This is a genomic window from Exiguobacterium sp. S3 (genome assembly GCF_018617295.1).
Lineage (GTDB): Bacteria > Bacillota > Bacilli > Exiguobacteriales > Exiguobacteriaceae > Exiguobacterium > Exiguobacterium profundum.
This window is the reverse complement of record NZ_JACSJW010000002.1, coordinates 136,033-151,592: the sequence shown is the minus strand read 5'-3', so window position 1 is coordinate 151,592 and position 15,560 is coordinate 136,033. Positions and strand designations below refer to the sequence as shown.

At 48.7% G+C, this 15,560-nt stretch carries 17 protein-coding genes and 2 pseudogenes; 7 read left to right on the top strand and 12 right to left on the bottom strand.

Annotation, left to right across the window (positions count from 1 at the left end; translation table 11 throughout):
- Positions 1-387 precede the first annotated feature (387 nt).
- Positions 388-483 (bottom strand): annotated as a pseudogene (locus tag KNO65_RS05755) (IS3 family transposase); the annotation flags it as partial.
- On the opposite strand from KNO65_RS05755, the pseudogene KNO65_RS05750 reads away from it, so the two are divergent.
- Together KNO65_RS05750 and KNO65_RS05745 are read left to right on the top strand one after the other, a co-directional pair.
- Positions 479-571 (top strand): annotated as a pseudogene (locus KNO65_RS05750) (RNA-guided endonuclease TnpB family protein); the annotation flags it as partial. The pseudogenes KNO65_RS05755 and KNO65_RS05750 overlap by 5 nt on opposite strands.
- Before the next feature lie 157 nt (positions 572-728).
- Entirely contained in the window at positions 729-1,217 is a 489-nt protein-coding gene (locus KNO65_RS05745; RefSeq protein WP_214782413.1) for a hypothetical protein, read from the top strand.
- Positions 1,218-1,257: 40 nt separating this feature from the next.
- Here the strand turns inward: KNO65_RS05745 and KNO65_RS05740 are convergent, their stop codons facing one another.
- From KNO65_RS05740 to zapA, 7 genes are all read right to left on the bottom strand, one after another.
- On the bottom strand, positions 1,258-1,722 hold the full coding sequence (locus KNO65_RS05740) for a hypothetical protein (RefSeq protein WP_214782410.1): 465 nt from the start codon (positions 1,720-1,722) through the stop codon (positions 1,258-1,260).
- 33 nt (positions 1,723-1,755) lie between these two features.
- The gene (locus KNO65_RS05735) at positions 1,756-2,589 is read right to left on the bottom strand and encodes an EcsC family protein (protein WP_214782408.1); all 834 of its coding nucleotides are present in this window, start codon (positions 2,587-2,589) and stop codon (positions 1,756-1,758) included.
- A 255-nt stretch (positions 2,590-2,844) separates the two neighbouring features.
- Entirely contained in the window at positions 2,845-3,255 is a 411-nt protein-coding gene (locus KNO65_RS05730) for a DUF350 domain-containing protein (RefSeq protein ID WP_031421322.1), read from the bottom strand.
- Between the two features lie 12 nt (positions 3,256-3,267).
- The gene (locus KNO65_RS05725; protein WP_031421321.1) at positions 3,268-5,622 is read right to left on the bottom strand and encodes an endonuclease MutS2; all 2,355 of its coding nucleotides are present in this window, start codon (positions 5,620-5,622) and stop codon (positions 3,268-3,270) included.
- A 15-nt stretch (positions 5,623-5,637) separates the two neighbouring features.
- Positions 5,638-7,332 (bottom strand): DNA polymerase/3'-5' exonuclease PolX, encoded by a 1,695-nt coding sequence (polX, locus tag KNO65_RS05720; protein WP_214782405.1) that lies wholly within the window; start codon positions 7,330-7,332, stop codon positions 5,638-5,640.
- A 67-nt stretch (positions 7,333-7,399) separates the two neighbouring features.
- Positions 7,400-7,936 carry a CvpA family protein gene (locus KNO65_RS05715; RefSeq protein ID WP_031421319.1) on the bottom strand — a complete coding sequence of 179 codons (537 nt, stop codon included), beginning with the start codon at positions 7,934-7,936 and terminating at the stop codon, positions 7,400-7,402.
- 8 nt (positions 7,937-7,944) lie between these two features.
- Entirely contained in the window at positions 7,945-8,166 is a 222-nt protein-coding gene (gene zapA, locus KNO65_RS05710) for a cell division protein ZapA (protein ID WP_015881047.1), read from the bottom strand.
- Positions 8,167-8,383: 217 nt separating this feature from the next.
- Here zapA and KNO65_RS05705 point away from each other — a divergent pair, with 217 nt between their 5' ends.
- From KNO65_RS05705 to KNO65_RS05695, 3 genes are all read left to right on the top strand, one after another.
- The gene (locus tag KNO65_RS05705; RefSeq protein WP_251131666.1) at positions 8,384-9,592 is read left to right on the top strand and encodes a dicarboxylate/amino acid:cation symporter; all 1,209 of its coding nucleotides are present in this window, start codon (positions 8,384-8,386) and stop codon (positions 9,590-9,592) included.
- A gap of 72 nt (positions 9,593-9,664) precedes the next feature.
- On the top strand, positions 9,665-10,510 hold the full coding sequence (locus KNO65_RS05700) for a GNAT family N-acetyltransferase (protein WP_214782384.1): 846 nt from the start codon (positions 9,665-9,667) through the stop codon (positions 10,508-10,510).
- Positions 10,511-10,552: 42 nt separating this feature from the next.
- Positions 10,553-10,759 (top strand): hypothetical protein, encoded by a 207-nt coding sequence (locus KNO65_RS05695; RefSeq protein WP_214782381.1) that lies wholly within the window; start codon positions 10,553-10,555, stop codon positions 10,757-10,759.
- A gap of 31 nt (positions 10,760-10,790) precedes the next feature.
- Here the strand turns inward: KNO65_RS05695 and KNO65_RS05690 are convergent, their stop codons facing one another.
- Positions 10,791-12,086: a murein hydrolase activator EnvC family protein gene (locus KNO65_RS05690; protein WP_214782378.1), complete on the bottom strand. Its 1,296-nt coding sequence runs from the start codon at positions 12,084-12,086 to the stop codon at positions 10,791-10,793.
- 294 nt (positions 12,087-12,380) lie between these two features.
- The gene (locus tag KNO65_RS05685; RefSeq protein WP_214782375.1) at positions 12,381-12,899 is read right to left on the bottom strand and encodes a VanZ family protein; all 519 of its coding nucleotides are present in this window, start codon (positions 12,897-12,899) and stop codon (positions 12,381-12,383) included.
- A 159-nt stretch (positions 12,900-13,058) separates the two neighbouring features.
- Here KNO65_RS05685 and KNO65_RS05680 point away from each other — a divergent pair, with 159 nt between their 5' ends.
- On the top strand, positions 13,059-13,535 hold the full coding sequence (locus tag KNO65_RS05680) for a glutathione peroxidase (RefSeq protein WP_074037960.1): 477 nt from the start codon (positions 13,059-13,061) through the stop codon (positions 13,533-13,535).
- Between the two features lie 33 nt (positions 13,536-13,568).
- Here KNO65_RS05680 and KNO65_RS05675 read toward each other — a convergent pair whose 3' ends face one another.
- Positions 13,569-14,483 (bottom strand): CAP domain-containing protein, encoded by a 915-nt coding sequence (locus tag KNO65_RS05675; protein ID WP_214782372.1) that lies wholly within the window; start codon positions 14,481-14,483, stop codon positions 13,569-13,571.
- Positions 14,484-14,496: 13 nt separating this feature from the next.
- The gene (locus KNO65_RS05670; RefSeq protein WP_159561931.1) at positions 14,497-14,949 is read right to left on the bottom strand and encodes a MarR family winged helix-turn-helix transcriptional regulator; all 453 of its coding nucleotides are present in this window, start codon (positions 14,947-14,949) and stop codon (positions 14,497-14,499) included.
- Between the two features lie 117 nt (positions 14,950-15,066).
- Here KNO65_RS05670 and KNO65_RS05665 point away from each other — a divergent pair, with 117 nt between their 5' ends.
- A complete protein-coding gene (locus tag KNO65_RS05665; protein WP_015881037.1) occupies positions 15,067-15,480 on the top strand; it encodes an organic hydroperoxide resistance protein in 414 nt (137 codons plus the stop codon).
- Positions 15,481-15,560: the final 80 nt, after the last annotated feature.

The following is a 15,560-nucleotide window of genomic DNA, read 5'->3' as shown; positions in this document are numbered from 1 at the left end:
AATATAAGAAAGGGACAGGGTGTCCACTTCATAAATGTAATCTACGGTTAAATCATCCTATTTTTACAGTCTGAAATGTCCAAAAGACATTCCACCCATTTCCGTATGATACTTTCCCTAACAGAAAAAACACTGCCTCAACTAATAGATGTTACAAATGTGATAAAGAACACAATAAGGTAAGGGCTTTTGCTACTTTTCTTTATAAAATAAATCATATGATGAAACGGTACCTGTGCGCTGAACAATTCAACACAATTTGCATAAATGGAGAGGCTGGGACAAAACCTAGACTCTTTCTTTTATAAGAACCAACATATTCACTATCTGACGCTTACTTTTGAACTGCTCCCCGTCAAGTATACAGGGCAAATAATGAAAACCAGCCTAGGCGGCTTGAGATCTGTATTCGACAGGGCTCAATTCATTTAGTCGTTTCTGAAGACGAACATGGTTGTAAAACAATATGTAGGTCTCGATGGCCAAGAAACACGAAAAGATGGCCAATCAACGCAAGGACTTCCTTCACAAACTGTCGAGACGGATCGTTGACAAGAACCAAGTCATTATGGCGCGCATCGTGACCGTGACATCAACGCGAGCATCAATCTGTTGATGTTGGCAAACTAAAACGAATTCCTGCAGGGTTGGAACCACCCGACGAGCTCGGTCCATAGCCGTGCACGGTCTTCCCAAGAAGCTCTCCCTTCAATTTGCGAAGCAAATAAGTGGCGAGTAGTTCACAAGCAGATAAACCGAAAGAAGCAAAAGACACAACACCAAAAGAAGATGATCTTCAAAAAATCATGAACCTCGGCACGTTCCAAACGTTTATTGGAGATCCACAAATGAAGAAGCGTGAATTCCAAGTTGGACAACCCGTCTTCGCTTCACCGGATGGAACTGAATCGGAAGATGGGAAGCGATTCGTGAGTCTCCCGCTCTCCCTCTTCCATTCAGATGACGGTCAAGGTGGTTATATGGAATATCGTCCAAACGGATTCCGTATGTACACACCAGACGGGACAAAATATAGTCCAGTCGATCTGGTCAACCACAATAAGAAAGCGTTCAAGAATGGTTTTCGTTATTTCACAGGCGAGAAATCCGAAATTGATTTAGTCTTCCTCGTCCCAGAGAAAGAAAAGACGCTCGTCTTGTATGCGTCAAGTGACGCCATGCCGAAAGTGTATACCGTCAAAATTGACGTGCCGTAAACGAAACAACGTCGCCCCGGAGTCGAGGCGACGTTGTTTTTCATTCGGCTTCTTTCACGATTTCGACACGTACTCCTGTGTCCCCGACTTTTCCTAGGTTTTCTACGGTCGGGTCTTCATACGCCAACACATGAAACTCCTGCTCGATCGTACGGATGACATAATGCGCGAGCGCGCCACGGTTACGGTTCACCGGATGAATCGCCATCCGTTCACTGGCGAATGACATCAGGCGTGATGCGGACAGTTTTACAATCGGATGCTCGTTCCATAATCCGTCTTCTTTCATTCCGTGCTCTTCTTGTGTCCCTAAAAAGGCGGCGTACTGTTCGAAGCGAACTCGGATGAGGTCGCGATTAGCGTCCCATGTAAGGAGCATCGTCGGATTCGCCGCTCCATAAAACGTCCACTCTAACGGATAATACGCCTCATTCTTCATCTGAAACGATTCCATGTCGAGTACGTAACGTTCGGTCGACATCAAGTAGTGTAAGTCTAGATTCATGAATGATCCCCTCCTAGAACATACAATATCTCCTTATATGACTTCCCCGTCATTACGTGATCCCTCATCAATTTCTACAAATTCTGCTTCGATGATTTCAAGATTTTCACGCTTGACTGCTTCCACACTTTCAATAAACTCCGCTTCCGTCATGTTTACGCCTTCTTCAAGCGTATTCATGAGACGATTGCCCATCTTCGTCATCGATGAGTACGTGATCCCTCCTGAGATGACACCACCTGCGAGTGGAATCATCTTCGAGATTCCTTTGGCGAACGTGTCTTTCGTCATCTTCACGCCAATCATCGCTGACATTTTCTTGATGATTGGATAATATACCGTTTTCATCAACGCTTTGTTCGGGATCTTTTTCAAAGCTTCTTTCGATAATTGTGCAGATAACGCTTTGATCGTAGCCGTCGCGCCACCCACTCCGAACATGACACCTAAAAAGAGAATCAATTCTCCATTCACCCGTTCGACATCTAGTTCCCCATCTTCCCAAAAATCATCGTATCCATACAAATACCCGATTTCTTGCGCCAAACGGAGGGCGAAACCGAAAAATTGTGCTGTATCGGCCGGAATCGTTGCAGCAAGACCGATGCCTCCAGGTAGCCCGGCTGCAAACGATGCACTCGAACTTTTCATCGTCTGATTGGTAATATTTCGCTTCGCTACTTTTTTGATGACTGAAAGAGGGACCTTTGCTTCAAGCGGTCCCTTCTCGACAACCTCTGCCAACTGAGTCGCTGGCACGTACTTACTGAAACTTTGGGCTAAAAATTCTTTTCGATCTACTTTCACTACAGGCAATTTCACTGCATTCGTCATCAAGACTTCAAACACTTCTGACCCGTTCGCCATGACCTACACCTCAACCTTCTTATGTATCTCGTTCCATAATCTAGTTTTAGTATATCGATTTCCTCACACGAATTGTAAAAAAATTTCCTTTCACCCATATATTTTATATTCAAGGTCCCTGAAATAAAAAAAAGGGAGCATCCAAACGGATTCTCCCTCTTCCCTCAATAAAAGATATACCATAGTGCCGCTGCCACTAAGAACAGCCCGGCCCCGATGAACAAGATCTTTGCCAATCGTTCGTATACCATGTCTTCACCTCACCAATGCCGCGCCGACGACAAGGGAGACCCCAATCGACAGCAAGAATGCCAACAACCCGACGGCGATATTCCCTTGTTGAATCTCATCGTTCACCTTCAGTGTCGGTGTCAAAAATTCAAACAACCAGTATGTCGCGAGGAGTAAAATGAATCCGAAACCACCCCCGACGAAGATGTCGATTGTGCTATCATGATGACTCTCGACGACCCGGAAGATGTTGGCGAGACCGACAATCTTCCCGCCTGTCGCCAAGGCGACGGCAATATTTCCTTTTTGAATCTCACGCCAGTTGCTGTACGGCGTCGTCACCTCGAAGATGGCAAGACCGACGACAATCATCAGTCCCGCCATCGAATAGAGGCCGAACGACTCCAGCATAACGGCAAACGTAATCGTACCCATTCCCGACTCCCCTTACTTCAGTTCGACGACCGTGACACCGAGTCCACCTTCGCCCATTCCTCCCGGGCGCTGGCTCTTCACGTGACGATGTCCTTTTAAAAATTCTTGTGTCGCCTGACGCATCGCTCCGGTACCTAATCCGTGGATGATGCGGACGTTGTCATAGCCCGACACGAGTGCTTCATCGATATACTTGTCTAGACGCATAAGCCCCTCTTCGACACGAACGCCACGGAGGTCGAGCTCGGACTTCGTCGAGCTCTGACGTTTGAGCGAGCTCCCTTTCGACTGAAGCGACTTCTCTTTCGATGGACCGATCTTCTGAAGGTCGTCCGCTTTGACGTTCACTTTCATGATGCCAACTTGGACGTTATACTCATTGTCGTTGATTTGTTTCACGATGTAGCCTTTTTGATTGAACGTCGTCACTTTCACTTCTTCGCCCTTACTGAACGTACGTTTCTGCTGGGCTTTTTGTTTCACTTTTTGAATCTTTTTCTCTTGAAGCGTCGGTTTTGCCGATTCGAGCTCTTTCTTCGCCGCGATAATCTCGTGCTCTTTGACGATTCCTTGCTCACGTAGCTTCTTCAAGCGGTCGATGACTTCGTTTGCTTGACGCTTCGCCTGTTCGACGGCCTTCTCGGCTTTCGCCTCGGCCGCTCTATACAAGTTGTCGCGTTCGCGCTCAAATTCGGTCATCTTCGCTTCGAATTCGGCCTGCTCTTCTTCAAAGTCATGGCGCTTGACGATGAGCTCTTGCTCGAGCTGCTCGGCGCGTTGCTTCGCTGCTTCAAGCTCATTGATCATCGATTCGACTGACTCGGCATCACTACCGACGTGGCTACGTGCCTTGTCGATGACTTGCTCAGACAGTCCGAGACGACGACTGATCTCGAAGGCGTTCGAGCGACCCGGTACGCCAATCAAGAGACGGTACGTCGGGCTGAGCGATTCGATATCAAACTCCATCGAGGCGTTCATGACACCTTCGCGGTTATAAGCGTATGCCTTCAGTTCCGAGTAGTGTGTCGTCGCAGCGACACGTGCCCCGCGGCGTTTCACTTCATCTAAGATGGCGATGGCAAGGGCAGCCCCTTCTTGTGGATCCGTCCCGGCACCGAGCTCATCGAAGAGGACGAGTGACATGAAGTCGATTTTGTCGAGCATGCCGACGATGTTTGTCATATGCGAGCTGAACGTCGAGAGACTCTGTTCAATCGATTGCTCATCCCCGATATCGGCATAGACCGCGTCAAACACGGAAAGCTCTGTCCCGAACTCTGCCGGCACGTAGAGACCTGATTGCACCATCAATTGAAGGAGTCCAATCGTTTTCAACGTGACGGTTTTCCCGCCGGTGTTTGGTCCGGTGATGACGAGTGACGTGTAGTCTTCTCCGAGCTCGACTGTGATCGGTACGACCTCATCTTTCGGGATGAACGGATGACGTGCCTGTTTCAACTTGATTTCTCGATTGTCGTTCAACTTTGGCTCGGTCGCTTTCATCTCTTGTCCGTATGCGACTTTCGCAAAGATAAAGTCGAGTTCGGCCAACACGTCGAGGTTCGTCATGATGGCATCATGGACCCCACCGACCTCGTTCGAGAGAGCACTTAAAATCCGTTCGATTTCAGCACGTTCTTTCAGACGAACTTCTTGAATCTCGTTATTGATGGAGACGATGGCCTGCGGCTCAATGAAGAGTGTCTGACCAGAAGCCGACTGGTCATGGACGATTCCACCGAACGCTTGACGGTACTCTTGTTTGACCGGTACAACATAGCGATCGTTCCGGATTGTGACGATGGCGTCCGAGAGCATCTTCGCATTGTTGCGGAGGATGTTGTCGATACGTGACCGGACACTCCCTTCAAAGCTCCGGAGCTGTGTCCGAAGTCCACGGAGTTGTGGACTCGCGGAATCTTGGACAGTCCCTTGGTCGTCAATCGCATGACGAATCGCCTGTTCGACCTCGATGAGCTTCGTCAACTTGTCCGCATACTCGTCAAGACGTGGAATGCGAATCTCTTCGTTATCCTCGTGAAGCTTCTCGAAGAAGTTCTTCACTTGGCGTCCGCCATACATGACGGCAGCGACGGCGAGCAATTCGCTCGTCGAGAGGACCGAGCCGATTGCGGCCCGTTTCACTTCCGCACGGACATCCGTAAGCCCACCGAGCGGCAGACGGTCACGGAGACGAACGACCTCGGTCGCCTCTTTCGTCACGTTCAAATTCGAGAGCACCCGGTCGTATGAGTAGTCAGGTTGCATCTTCAGCGCCAAATCTTTTCCGAGCGAGCTCGCCGCGTGACCGGCAAGCTGTTGGCGCAATTTTTCATATTCTAATACGCGTAACGCGTGGTCCATCTAGCATGTTCCTTTCTATCGCTTCGCCGCAAAGAACGCCTTGGCGTCTTCAAACGTGAAGCAGTTGATAATATCTGATGGTTCGAGATAGGCTTTCCGTGCGTGCAACACACCGAGGGCCATGTCTTCCATCATATCTGGGTGATGCGTGTCCGTGTTGATCATCACTTTGACGCCCGCTGCTTTCGCTTTCTTCAGCGTAGAAGCTGTCAGGTCGAGGCGGTTCGGGTTGGCGTTCAACTCGAGCGCCGTCCCTGTCTCTTTAGCGAGTGCGATCAGCTTGTCCTCGTCGATCGGATAACCGTCCCGACGACCGATGAGTCGACCTGTTGGATGGGCGATCACGTTGACGTACGGAGAACGGCAGGCGTTCTCCAGACGAGCCATGATTTCGTCGACCGATTGGTCCATCTTCGAATGGATGGAAGCGACGACGTAGTCGAGCGTCTCTAGAAACTCGGGTTCATAGTCGAGTGTCCCGTCAGGACGAATATCCATCTCGACGCCTCGTAACACGTTCATGTCATGTGTCTTCGCTGCTTCTCGGATTTCTTCCCCCTGTGCTTCGAGTCGTTCCTCGGTCAAGCCATTGACGAACGTCAAATACTTCCCGTGGTCGGTGATGGCCATCCATTCATAGCCGCGATCTTTCATCGCCACGACAATTTCGTCGACGGTCAACTTCCCGTCCGACCAGACCGTGTGCATGTGCGCGTCAGCCTTGATGTCTTCGAGCGTGACGAGCTTCGATAAGTCGTGCTCGAACTCTGCATGCCCCTCCCGAAGTTCAGGCGGGATGAATGGGAGACCATACCGTTCGAACAGTTCTTCTTCGGTTTCCGGTTGCCACAATCCGTCTGCTGTCTCGACCCCATATTCGGAAATGGACTCTCCTTTTGCTTTCGCAAGTTGACGCATGCGGACGTTGTGGTCTTTTGATCCCGTGAAATGGTGAAGCGTCGCAGCGAACGCGCCTGGCTCGACCATACGGAAATCGACCGATACCATCTCTTCACGTTCGAGGACGAGCGAGACTTTCGTCTCGCCTGCCGCAATCACTTCGTTGATGAACGGCAAAGCGAGCAGCTTCTCACGTAGCTCAATCGGCTTCTCGGTCGCGATGATGAAGTCAAGGTCTTTACACGTCTCTTCGGCACGGCGGAAGCTTCCTCCGACCGAATGACGCAAGACGAGCGTCTCCTTCTCTAACACCTCATTGATTTCTTCAACGATTGGTCGCATGACTGCATAAGCCAATCGTTCTGGACGTGATTCGAGGTTCTTCGCGGCGGCGAGTAATTTCTCCACACTCTTCGCCCCGAAACCGGGTAGTGATGCAGCCGTCCCGTCTTTGAGTACACGGATGAGCGACTCCAAGTCGACGACACCGATTTCACGGAGTTTAGCAAGTTTCTTCCCGCCGAGCCCTTGAATTTTCAAGAGCTTCATCAAACCGAACGGAATCTCTTCTTGCAGTGCTTCAAGTACTTCACTGCGTCCTGTGTCTCGATACTCTTCAAGGACTGCAGCCGTCCCTTTCCCGATTCCTGAGATGGACGTCAAGTCGTCGATGTCCTCGAGTTCAAGGTCCGTGTTCTCTAGCGCTGTCGCCGCCTTGCGGAACGCATTGATTTTAAACGGGTTCTCCCCTTTGATCTCCATATATTGCGCGATTTTTTCGAGCAACATCATCGCTTCTACTTTATTCATATGCTTCCCCCTCTTCACACAGAAAAGACCGAGACACAAGCACTAGCTTGCATTCCGGCCTGTCGTGTCACAACATCTTATTTGAAAACCAATCTGATAGATATGGCGTGTCTTGAATGATATATGTCGCTAGCGACGATTTGTCGACGGCGTTTTGAACGCTCGCCATCGGCACGAACGCGATCACCCAAAGGATGAAGAATGTGATGACATATGCTTCGAAGAATCCTAGGACAGCTCCGATCACACCTTTTAATTGGCGCAAAATTGGCAAGTCCGTCAAGAAGTCGAGCATCGCCAAGATGAGATGCAAGACGAGTTTCGTAATGAGGAACAAGACGACGAACCAAAAGACGTTATAAAATGTCATCTCAATCCCTGAAAGGGAATTGAGGTCCAACACGCCACCCGGGAGCGTTCCGTCGAGCTGAGACGGATACGGGATCCACAGCTTGAACGCTTCGGCTAACTCTTTATAGTACGTATTGGCGACGAGAAAACTGATGATGAGCGCGACCCAATGGCCGAGCTGTAGAATCGCGCCACGACGGAAGCCGTTGACGATTCCGATAAACAAGAAAAACAGTATAAGTAGCGTAACCATGGATTGATTTATTCTCCCATATTTCGTTTAGTTTTGACGTGGTCGCTCGCGATTTGAATCGCAGCCAAGACCGCTGCCTGACGAGCATCTAGATGAGGGGATTGTTCACGAATTTCGCGGATCTTACTGTCGACCAAAAAGCCTACTTCCCTCACGTGGTCAGCGGGTTCTTCGCTTACGATCGTATAGTCTTGACCCGCAATGTGAATCGTTGTTCGTTGTAACTGCACGCGCACCCCTCCTTTACGTCTGTCAGAATTAATCATAACATCGTTTTTATATTAGGAAAAGGAGAAGCCCCTTCCCTTGATATGTACAACATTTTCTAATACCCTTCTAAACAGTTGTCAAACGTCTTTCTTTAGAAAAATTGTAAGAGAAGGTGGCAACATTCCGTAAAATGTGCGAAAATATCAACTATTCAAACAAACAGAAAGGGTGATTGATTTGAAATTACGTATTGGCCTCTTAGGTCGCATCATCATCGCGATCGCTTTCGGTATTTTACTCGGGAGCATCGTACCAGAAAGTCAGAACTGGATCGTTCGGACGTTCGTGACGTTCAACACGGTCTTCGGGCAATTCTTAGGCTTCGCTATTCCATTGATTATTCTTGCTTTTATCATCCCGGGTATCGGGGAACTTGGAAAAGGAGCAGGAAAGCTGGTCGGACTCACAGCACTCATCGCTTACGCATCAACCATCATCGCCGGAACATTAGCATACTTTGCAACAAGCAACTTGTTCCCGCAAATTTTGACACGGTCGACGACAGGAGCCGAAAATCCAGAAGAAGCCTTGTTGAAAGGGTTCATGGAATTTGAGATTCCACCTGTATTCGGTGTTATGACCGCACTTATCTTAGCTTTCGTCATCGGAATCGGGATTGCCGCGATCGAAAGCAAACGGTCACTCGACCTCGCCATGGATTTCCGCGATATCATCGAACTCTTAATCAGTAAAGTCATTATTCCATTACTTCCAATCCACATCGCCGGAATTTTCATGAACATGACGTACGCTGGTCAAGTCGCTGAGATCTTATCGGTCTTCTCGCTCGTCTTCGTCACAATCATCGTCCTTCATTTGACGATGCTCATGATTCAGTATTCAATCGCAGGTGGTCTTAACAAAGAGAATCCGTTCAAGTTGCTCAAGACGATGATGCCGGCTTACTTCACAGCCATCGGGACGCAATCATCGGCCGCAACGATTCCAGTCACGCTTCGCCAAGCGAAACTGAACAACACGGACGAAGGTGTCGCGAACTTCGTCATCCCGCTCTCGGCAACGATCCACTTGTCAGGGTCGACGATCACACTCACATCGGTCGGTGTCGCGCTCATGTACTTGAATGGCATGGCGTTATCCTACGCAATCATGCTTCCATTCATCCTCGCACTCGGTGTGACGATGATTGCAGCACCAGGTGTACCAGGCGGGGCCGTCATGGCATCGCTCGGATTGTTCGGCTCGATCCTCGAATTCGACGCGACGATGCAAAGCTTGGTCATCGCGCTCTATTTGGCACAAGATAGCTTCGGGACAGCGACAAACGTCACGGGTGACGGTGCCATCGCGAAGATTATCCACTACTTCAAACACAACACAAAACTTCTCGACAACACGTCGTCGAAACAAGAAGATATCGCATAATGAACGACTTATAAACGGGCAAGCCATCAGGTTTGTCCGTTTTTGTCTACATATAATAAAGGAGAGAACCATATGGAATGGATGGAATGGAAGAACCCTGATTACTTCTCAGACCGCGTCATGACGGCATTACTCGACGAGGAGGCAAAGAATAGCCTCATGATCGGCGTCTTGAACAACGTCAAACAAGGAATCTATGAAACGTTTCATCAGTTCACAGTCGAAGAGGATGGAGAGCTTCTCGCCATCCTCCAAGTGACACCACCGCATCCACTTCACTATATCGTCGTGAAGAAGGAGCGCTCGGACCTTCTCCCGTCTTTCATCATCCCCCACCTTTTGAAAGAAGAAGTCCCCTTCTCGGAAGTCGTATCGGAACGACAACAGGCGGAACGTTTTGCGACAGCGTGGCAAGAGATTACATCTGGGACGAGCGAGATGTTCATGTCCCAAGGTCTTTATCGCCTCGACAGCGTGGAAGACATCGACATGGCGACTGGGAGGATGCGAGAAGCGACGGTTGCCGATCAGGCGAAGCTTGAGGCTTGGTATAGTGCCTTCGAAGCCGAATCAGGTCTCCGTTCATCTCCACCAGAGAAAGTAACAAAAGCCGTACAGACGATGCTTGAAAGGGAAGAAGCTGTCTTTTGGGAAGTCGATGGACAGGTCGTCTCGTGTGCGAAACGCGCACGTCCAACAGAGAACGGAATCACTGTTTCGTTCGTCTACACATCACCTAGTGCACGAGGAAAAGGGTATGCACGAAGTCTCGTCACCGATCTCAGCCGACAGTTACTCGAGACAAAATCATTCTGCGTCCTCTACACTGACTTGACGAACCCGACGTCGAACAAAATCTATCGGGAAGTCGGTTACCGACAAATCATGGACTCTGCCTGGGTCCGACTCGCTAGATGAAACACATCGCCTCCCCTATACTAATAGTGGAGGCGATTTTTCATGAACAGATTATTCGGTTGGTGGCTCCGTATCCCCCGACTTGTCCGATTGACCGCTTTGACACTTGTCACGCTCGCGATGCTCGGCTATATGGTGTTCCTCGGAGGGCGGAGCATGCTCGATGACCCAAACTTCGATACGCTATGGCTCAGCGTCATCGGTGCCGCACTCTTGACGTTCATCGTCTATCAGGCAACAAAAAAGTGATCGACGCGTTCGTCGATCACTGTCTTTGTGTTTAGAAGAATGATGCTGGGTTGACTGTGCTTCCCGCGCTCGATGAAGAGTACGAATAGCCGCCACGGTGAATCTCAAAGTGAAGGTGTGAACCTGTCGAGTTCCCTGTGCTACCCATGCCGCCAAGGTTTTGTCCTTGTGACACGCGTTGACCCGCAGAGACGGATACCGAGCTCATGTGAGCGTATACTGTCGTCCATACTTGCCCGTTGATCACGTGTGCAATCATGACGTGGTTTCCGTATGCGCCACCCCAACCTGCACGGAGGACCGTACCTGTTTGTGCTGCATAGATCGGTGTACCGACTGGACCAGCGATATCAAGACCGTTGTGGAACGAGTAGCCGTTCGCACCGCTTGCTGGACCCCACCCTTGTGAGAGGCGACCGCTTGCTGGACGTTGGAACATGCCACCGCTTGCTGGTGCAGACGCTACCGGTGCTGTTGAAGCACTTGAACCGCTATTCGAGCTTGAACCTTGTTGCTTTTTCGCCGCAGCTGCTGCTGCCGCTGCACGACGCGCTTCTTCTTCAGCACGACGTTGCGCTTCGATTTCTGATTGAATCGCTTGTTCTTGAGCTTTGAGCGTATCTTCCATCTCTTGAAGGCTCATGAGTTTCGATTCGAACTTCACTTTTTCAGCTTCAAGTTTCTTGATTTTCGCAGCGCGCTCTTTCATTTTTTGATCGAGCTCTTTCTGACGTTTTTCAAGCTCTTCTTTTTGCTTCACGAGTGAATCGCGCTCTGCTTTCAACTCAGCTTGCGCTTTCGCGAGTTTTTCTTTCGTTGCTTCGTATTCTTCGAAGATTTGTTGGTCGTTCTCTTGGATCGTACCAGCTGTGATCATGCGTGTGATCAAATCACCGAAGTCTTTAGAACCGAAGATGAACTCAGCCCAGTTGACTGACGAGCCACCGTTCTTTTGCATCGTCGCCATACGATCTTTCATAAGATCTTCTTGTGCTTTCATTTTCGCTTCGTACTTTTTAATTTGCGCTTGAAGCTTTTTAATTTTTTCTTCAGTTGCACGAATCTCAGCTTTTTTCTGAGCGACATCGTTGATGACGTCTTGGAGTTCAGCATCTAACTTGTTGATCTCTTGTTGCTCTTTGCTGATGGCTTGCTCACGTGATTGAATCGAAGAGTTTGCTTTCGACTGTTCACTGCTATTCTTTTGTCGTTGTTCTTGTACTTTCTTCTGCTTCTCTGTAAGTGAGGCTGCATAAGTCGGTGACGTTCCCCCGATCAAGAGTGCGCCTAGAGTGACTGTTGCTGCAAATTTCTTCAAGTTACCCAATGTGCTTCCCTCCGCTGATTCCCGTGTAGTTTTTATCTATAGTCGTGCAATTATTTTTTATAAGATAAGTCGCGACATTTCGTTCGCTCTGTGACTCATTATAGCAATCTAAACCAAAAGTTATTTTACACTTATATTTCATTCGTATGACATTGACCTAATTTAGGTTTTATCCTTTAAAAAACGTGGGTATAGACAATATTTTGTTTGGTTCGTTGTCACAAAATAGTTTTAAAAAGAAAAAAAGCACTTCAAGAAAGCGCTTTTCACATAGTAACCCATTCATTTTTTTGACTACCTTAAGGCAACATAACCGGCCCGTTTGCCATTTTTCCGTTTCGAACGAAGTAATAACAACCCACCGAATAAGATGACACCTGCGGCAGCACCCGTACTATCCAAAAGGACATCTTCTAACAGCGCGGTCCGTTCAGGAGTCAAACTCTGATGATACTCATCAAAGATCGCCACCGTGTTCGCAAGTGCCCAGGCGAAGAGTAAGTTCAGTCCCCCATGAAGATTCGTTCGCGAGATGGCCTTCACGAATAATGCACCGAGAACGAAAAACGTGACGACATGTGCCGTCTTCCGCATAAAGAACTCAATCAATCCTGTCGTCCCCAACGTATCGAGCGAGATTTCCTTTCCTGCATAGTCGAACTGCACGTTCGCTAGCGTCGGTTCGATCCAGCTCCAATTGAATCGCTCGAGTGGCGAAACGATAGACTGGTCCGAGTAAGGCGTCGCACTTGATAAAAAGAGTCCGATTAAAATAAGCGCAATCCATATAAATTCATTTTTTAAAAATCGCATAACACCGTTCCTTTCTACAACGTTTTTCATTATACGGATTCTTTCTTCGGAATGATGTAACAGCGACATCATGATTTCATAACAATTTGATTGCACGCAACGCGTTCAAGTTCGAGTCTGTCTCCTTCTCTTGGTATACTACAAAAAAAAGGGGGAATTATCATGATTTATGATTTTGAAGCAGTAGACATGAAAGGACAATTACAACCGTTAGCTACATATAGAGGCGACGTCTTACTCATCGTCAACACGGCGAGCAAATGTGGATTCACACCGCAGCTCGAAGGCCTCGAGTCACTTTACAACACCTATAAAGGACAGGGCCTACAAATCTTAGGTTTCCCGTGCAACCAGTTCGGTCATCAAGACCCGGGATCCAATGAAGAAATTCAAGAGTTCTGTCAACTGAATTACGGGGTATCGTTCCCGATGTTCGCGAAAGTCGACGTGAACGGCAAGGATGCCCACCCACTCTTCACCTATCTCTCAAAAGAAGCACCCGGGCTTCTCGGGTCGAAGGCGATCAAATGGAACTTCACGAAGTTTTTAGTCGACCGTGATGGAAACGTCATCGAGCGCTTTTCGCCACAGACGACACCGGCTGAGATTGAGGATGCGGTGAAGAAACTCATCTAATATCAAAAAGGATGGCTCCGAAGAGTCATCCTTTTAAAGTGGTGTAATGAAGTTAATTGTATAGAAAGGACTACCGTCGTCGTTGTAAGCGAGCCCGACGGCAGCATGGGTGAAGCGCGGCTGCATGATGTTCTCACGATGCCCTTTCGAGTTCATGAGTCCCCAATGCGCATGGAACACGCTCATCTGTCCCATCGCCAAGTTTTCGCCGGCCATCGAATACGAAAGTCCTGCTTCGTCCATTCGATCGAACGGGTCTTGTCCTTCCGGGTCTGTATGGCTGAAGAAATCGTTTTCTGCCATGTTTTGACTATGCGCCCGCACGACCGGATAGAGCGGTTCATAGTCGGCTAAAGCGTTCAATTCAAACTTTTCACGGTCCCAATTCATGAGGATGCGCATCAACTGCTCATTGGCGACCGTTCCCTCTTTCGACAAATCACCATAGTACCCCTCACTCGCCTCTTCGACACGGCGTTCGACCGACAAGATCCCTTTCAGGAGGTCATCATCATGCTGGTCAAAAAAGAAAGTGACATACTGACCATCGATTGCAAAAACGGAAAACGATGGATCGTCCGGAATCAAGTATCGATTCAATCCCTTATTATACGAAGTCACCGCCTCGAAGCCGATGTCCTCGACTTGATCACGGGTCGTTTCATTCAGTACGAGACCTCGATACGTGCTGCCTGTCTCGAACTGATAGAATCCTTTTTTCGCACCGTCCTCATCAATCAGTTCAAGTCCGCGGTCACCGCCACGTTCGACCAAATACCAGTCATGCCCGGCATACTGACTTGCGAACTTTGGCGCGTCTGTCGCTCGTTCGGTCGCCACCTCAGACTCAACCTGAATGCTCGTCGGGGCAGAGACGTTCGGCATCTCATATTGCCAAGCCATATAGAGTCCAATCCCCATCAAGAGGATAATCAATTTTCGAAACATGGCTCCACCTTCCTTACTGTTCGCGCTGACGCTCCCCGAAATCGTGTAGTCTCGTCTTGATATCGGTAAGCATCTCCATGTATGCGACATACGTCGCTTCGTCTATATTCAGCATACCACTTACTTGTAGCGGCACATTCGCCGCCTGCTCACGCAACGCGCTACCGCTTTCGGTCAAACGAACGATGATTTTTCGTTCGTCGTCCGTCGCACGACTTTTCTCCACATAGCCGATTTGGATGAGCCGTTTGACGAGCGGCGACAATGTCCCAGAGTCGAGCGTCAACCGCGATCCGAGTTGTCGCAAATCGATTCCATCCTCTTCCCATAAGACAAGCATCACGAGATATTGACTATACGTCAGGTTTAGCGGTGCTAAAATTGGGCGATATAACCGGGTAAGCTCTTTTGAGGCGGTATACAATTGAAAACAGATTTGATGTTCTAACTTTAACGATTGGTCCATACGTAATCCTCCGTACTCTTCTTTAGCCAAGCATATCACTTGCGAAACTTTTTGACTGCTCTATAATTTAAATTGTACACAACTTAATTGTTAAAAATGAAATGGAGGAATTCAATCATGAAATCACTATTCACAGCATCAGCAACAGCAATCGGTGGCCGCGAAGGTCATGTGAAATCAACAGATGGCGTCATCGACATGAACGTATCGATGCCTGGCGCGAAACACGTAGACGGTGCGACAAACCCGGAACAACTTTTCGCAGCTGGCTATGCGGCTTGCTTCGGTAGTGCCCTCAACCTCATCATCGGAAAAGAACGTGTGAAGACAGACGGTTCAAGCGTCACAGGTCATGTCACATTAAATCAAAATGATGAAGGGTTCTTCATTTCAGTCGAACTTGAAGTCGAAATCAAAGGTGTCGACCAAGCGACAGCAGAGCGCCTTGTCGAAGAAGCACACCAAGTGTGTCCTTATTCAAAAGCGACTCGCGGAAATGTCGACGTCAAATTGACAGCGAAAGCTGCATAATATTCATCCCGCTCTCTGGAGCGGGATTTTTTTTGCTTAACCCTGCCTATCAGAGTAAGATAGAGACACGATTAAGGAAG

Excerpts from the sequence above, each read along its gene's own strand:
- KNO65_RS05730 (WP_031421322.1), bottom strand. The coding sequence starts at position 3,255 with ATGGGTACGATTACGTTTGCCGTTATGCTGGAGTCGTTCGGCCTCTAT.
- polX (WP_214782405.1), bottom strand. The coding sequence starts at position 7,332 with ATGAATAAAGTAGAAGCGATGATGTTGCTCGAAAAAATCGCGCAATAT.
- KNO65_RS05735 (WP_214782408.1), bottom strand. The coding sequence starts at position 2,589 with ATGGCGAACGGGTCAGAAGTGTTTGAAGTCTTGATGACGAATGCAGTG.
- KNO65_RS05665 (WP_015881037.1), top strand. The coding sequence starts at position 15,067 with ATGAAATCACTATTCACAGCATCAGCAACAGCAATCGGTGGCCGCGAA.
- KNO65_RS05725 (WP_031421321.1), bottom strand. The coding sequence starts at position 5,622 with ATGGACCACGCGTTACGCGTATTAGAATATGAAAAATTGCGCCAACAG.
- KNO65_RS05700 (WP_214782384.1), top strand. The coding sequence starts at position 9,665 with ATGGAATGGATGGAATGGAAGAACCCTGATTACTTCTCAGACCGCGTC.
- KNO65_RS05675 (WP_214782372.1), bottom strand. The coding sequence starts at position 14,483 with ATGTTTCGAAAATTGATTATCCTCTTGATGGGGATTGGACTCTATATG.
- KNO65_RS05670 (WP_159561931.1), bottom strand. The coding sequence starts at position 14,949 with ATGGACCAATCGTTAAAGTTAGAACATCAAATCTGTTTTCAATTGTAT.
- KNO65_RS05740 (WP_214782410.1), bottom strand. The coding sequence starts at position 1,722 with ATGAATCTAGACTTACACTACTTGATGTCGACCGAACGTTACGTACTC.
- KNO65_RS05695 (WP_214782381.1), top strand. The coding sequence starts at position 10,553 with ATGAACAGATTATTCGGTTGGTGGCTCCGTATCCCCCGACTTGTCCGA.
- KNO65_RS05715 (WP_031421319.1), bottom strand. The coding sequence starts at position 7,936 with ATGGTTACGCTACTTATACTGTTTTTCTTGTTTATCGGAATCGTCAAC.
- KNO65_RS05685 (WP_214782375.1), bottom strand. The coding sequence starts at position 12,899 with ATGCGATTTTTAAAAAATGAATTTATATGGATTGCGCTTATTTTAATC.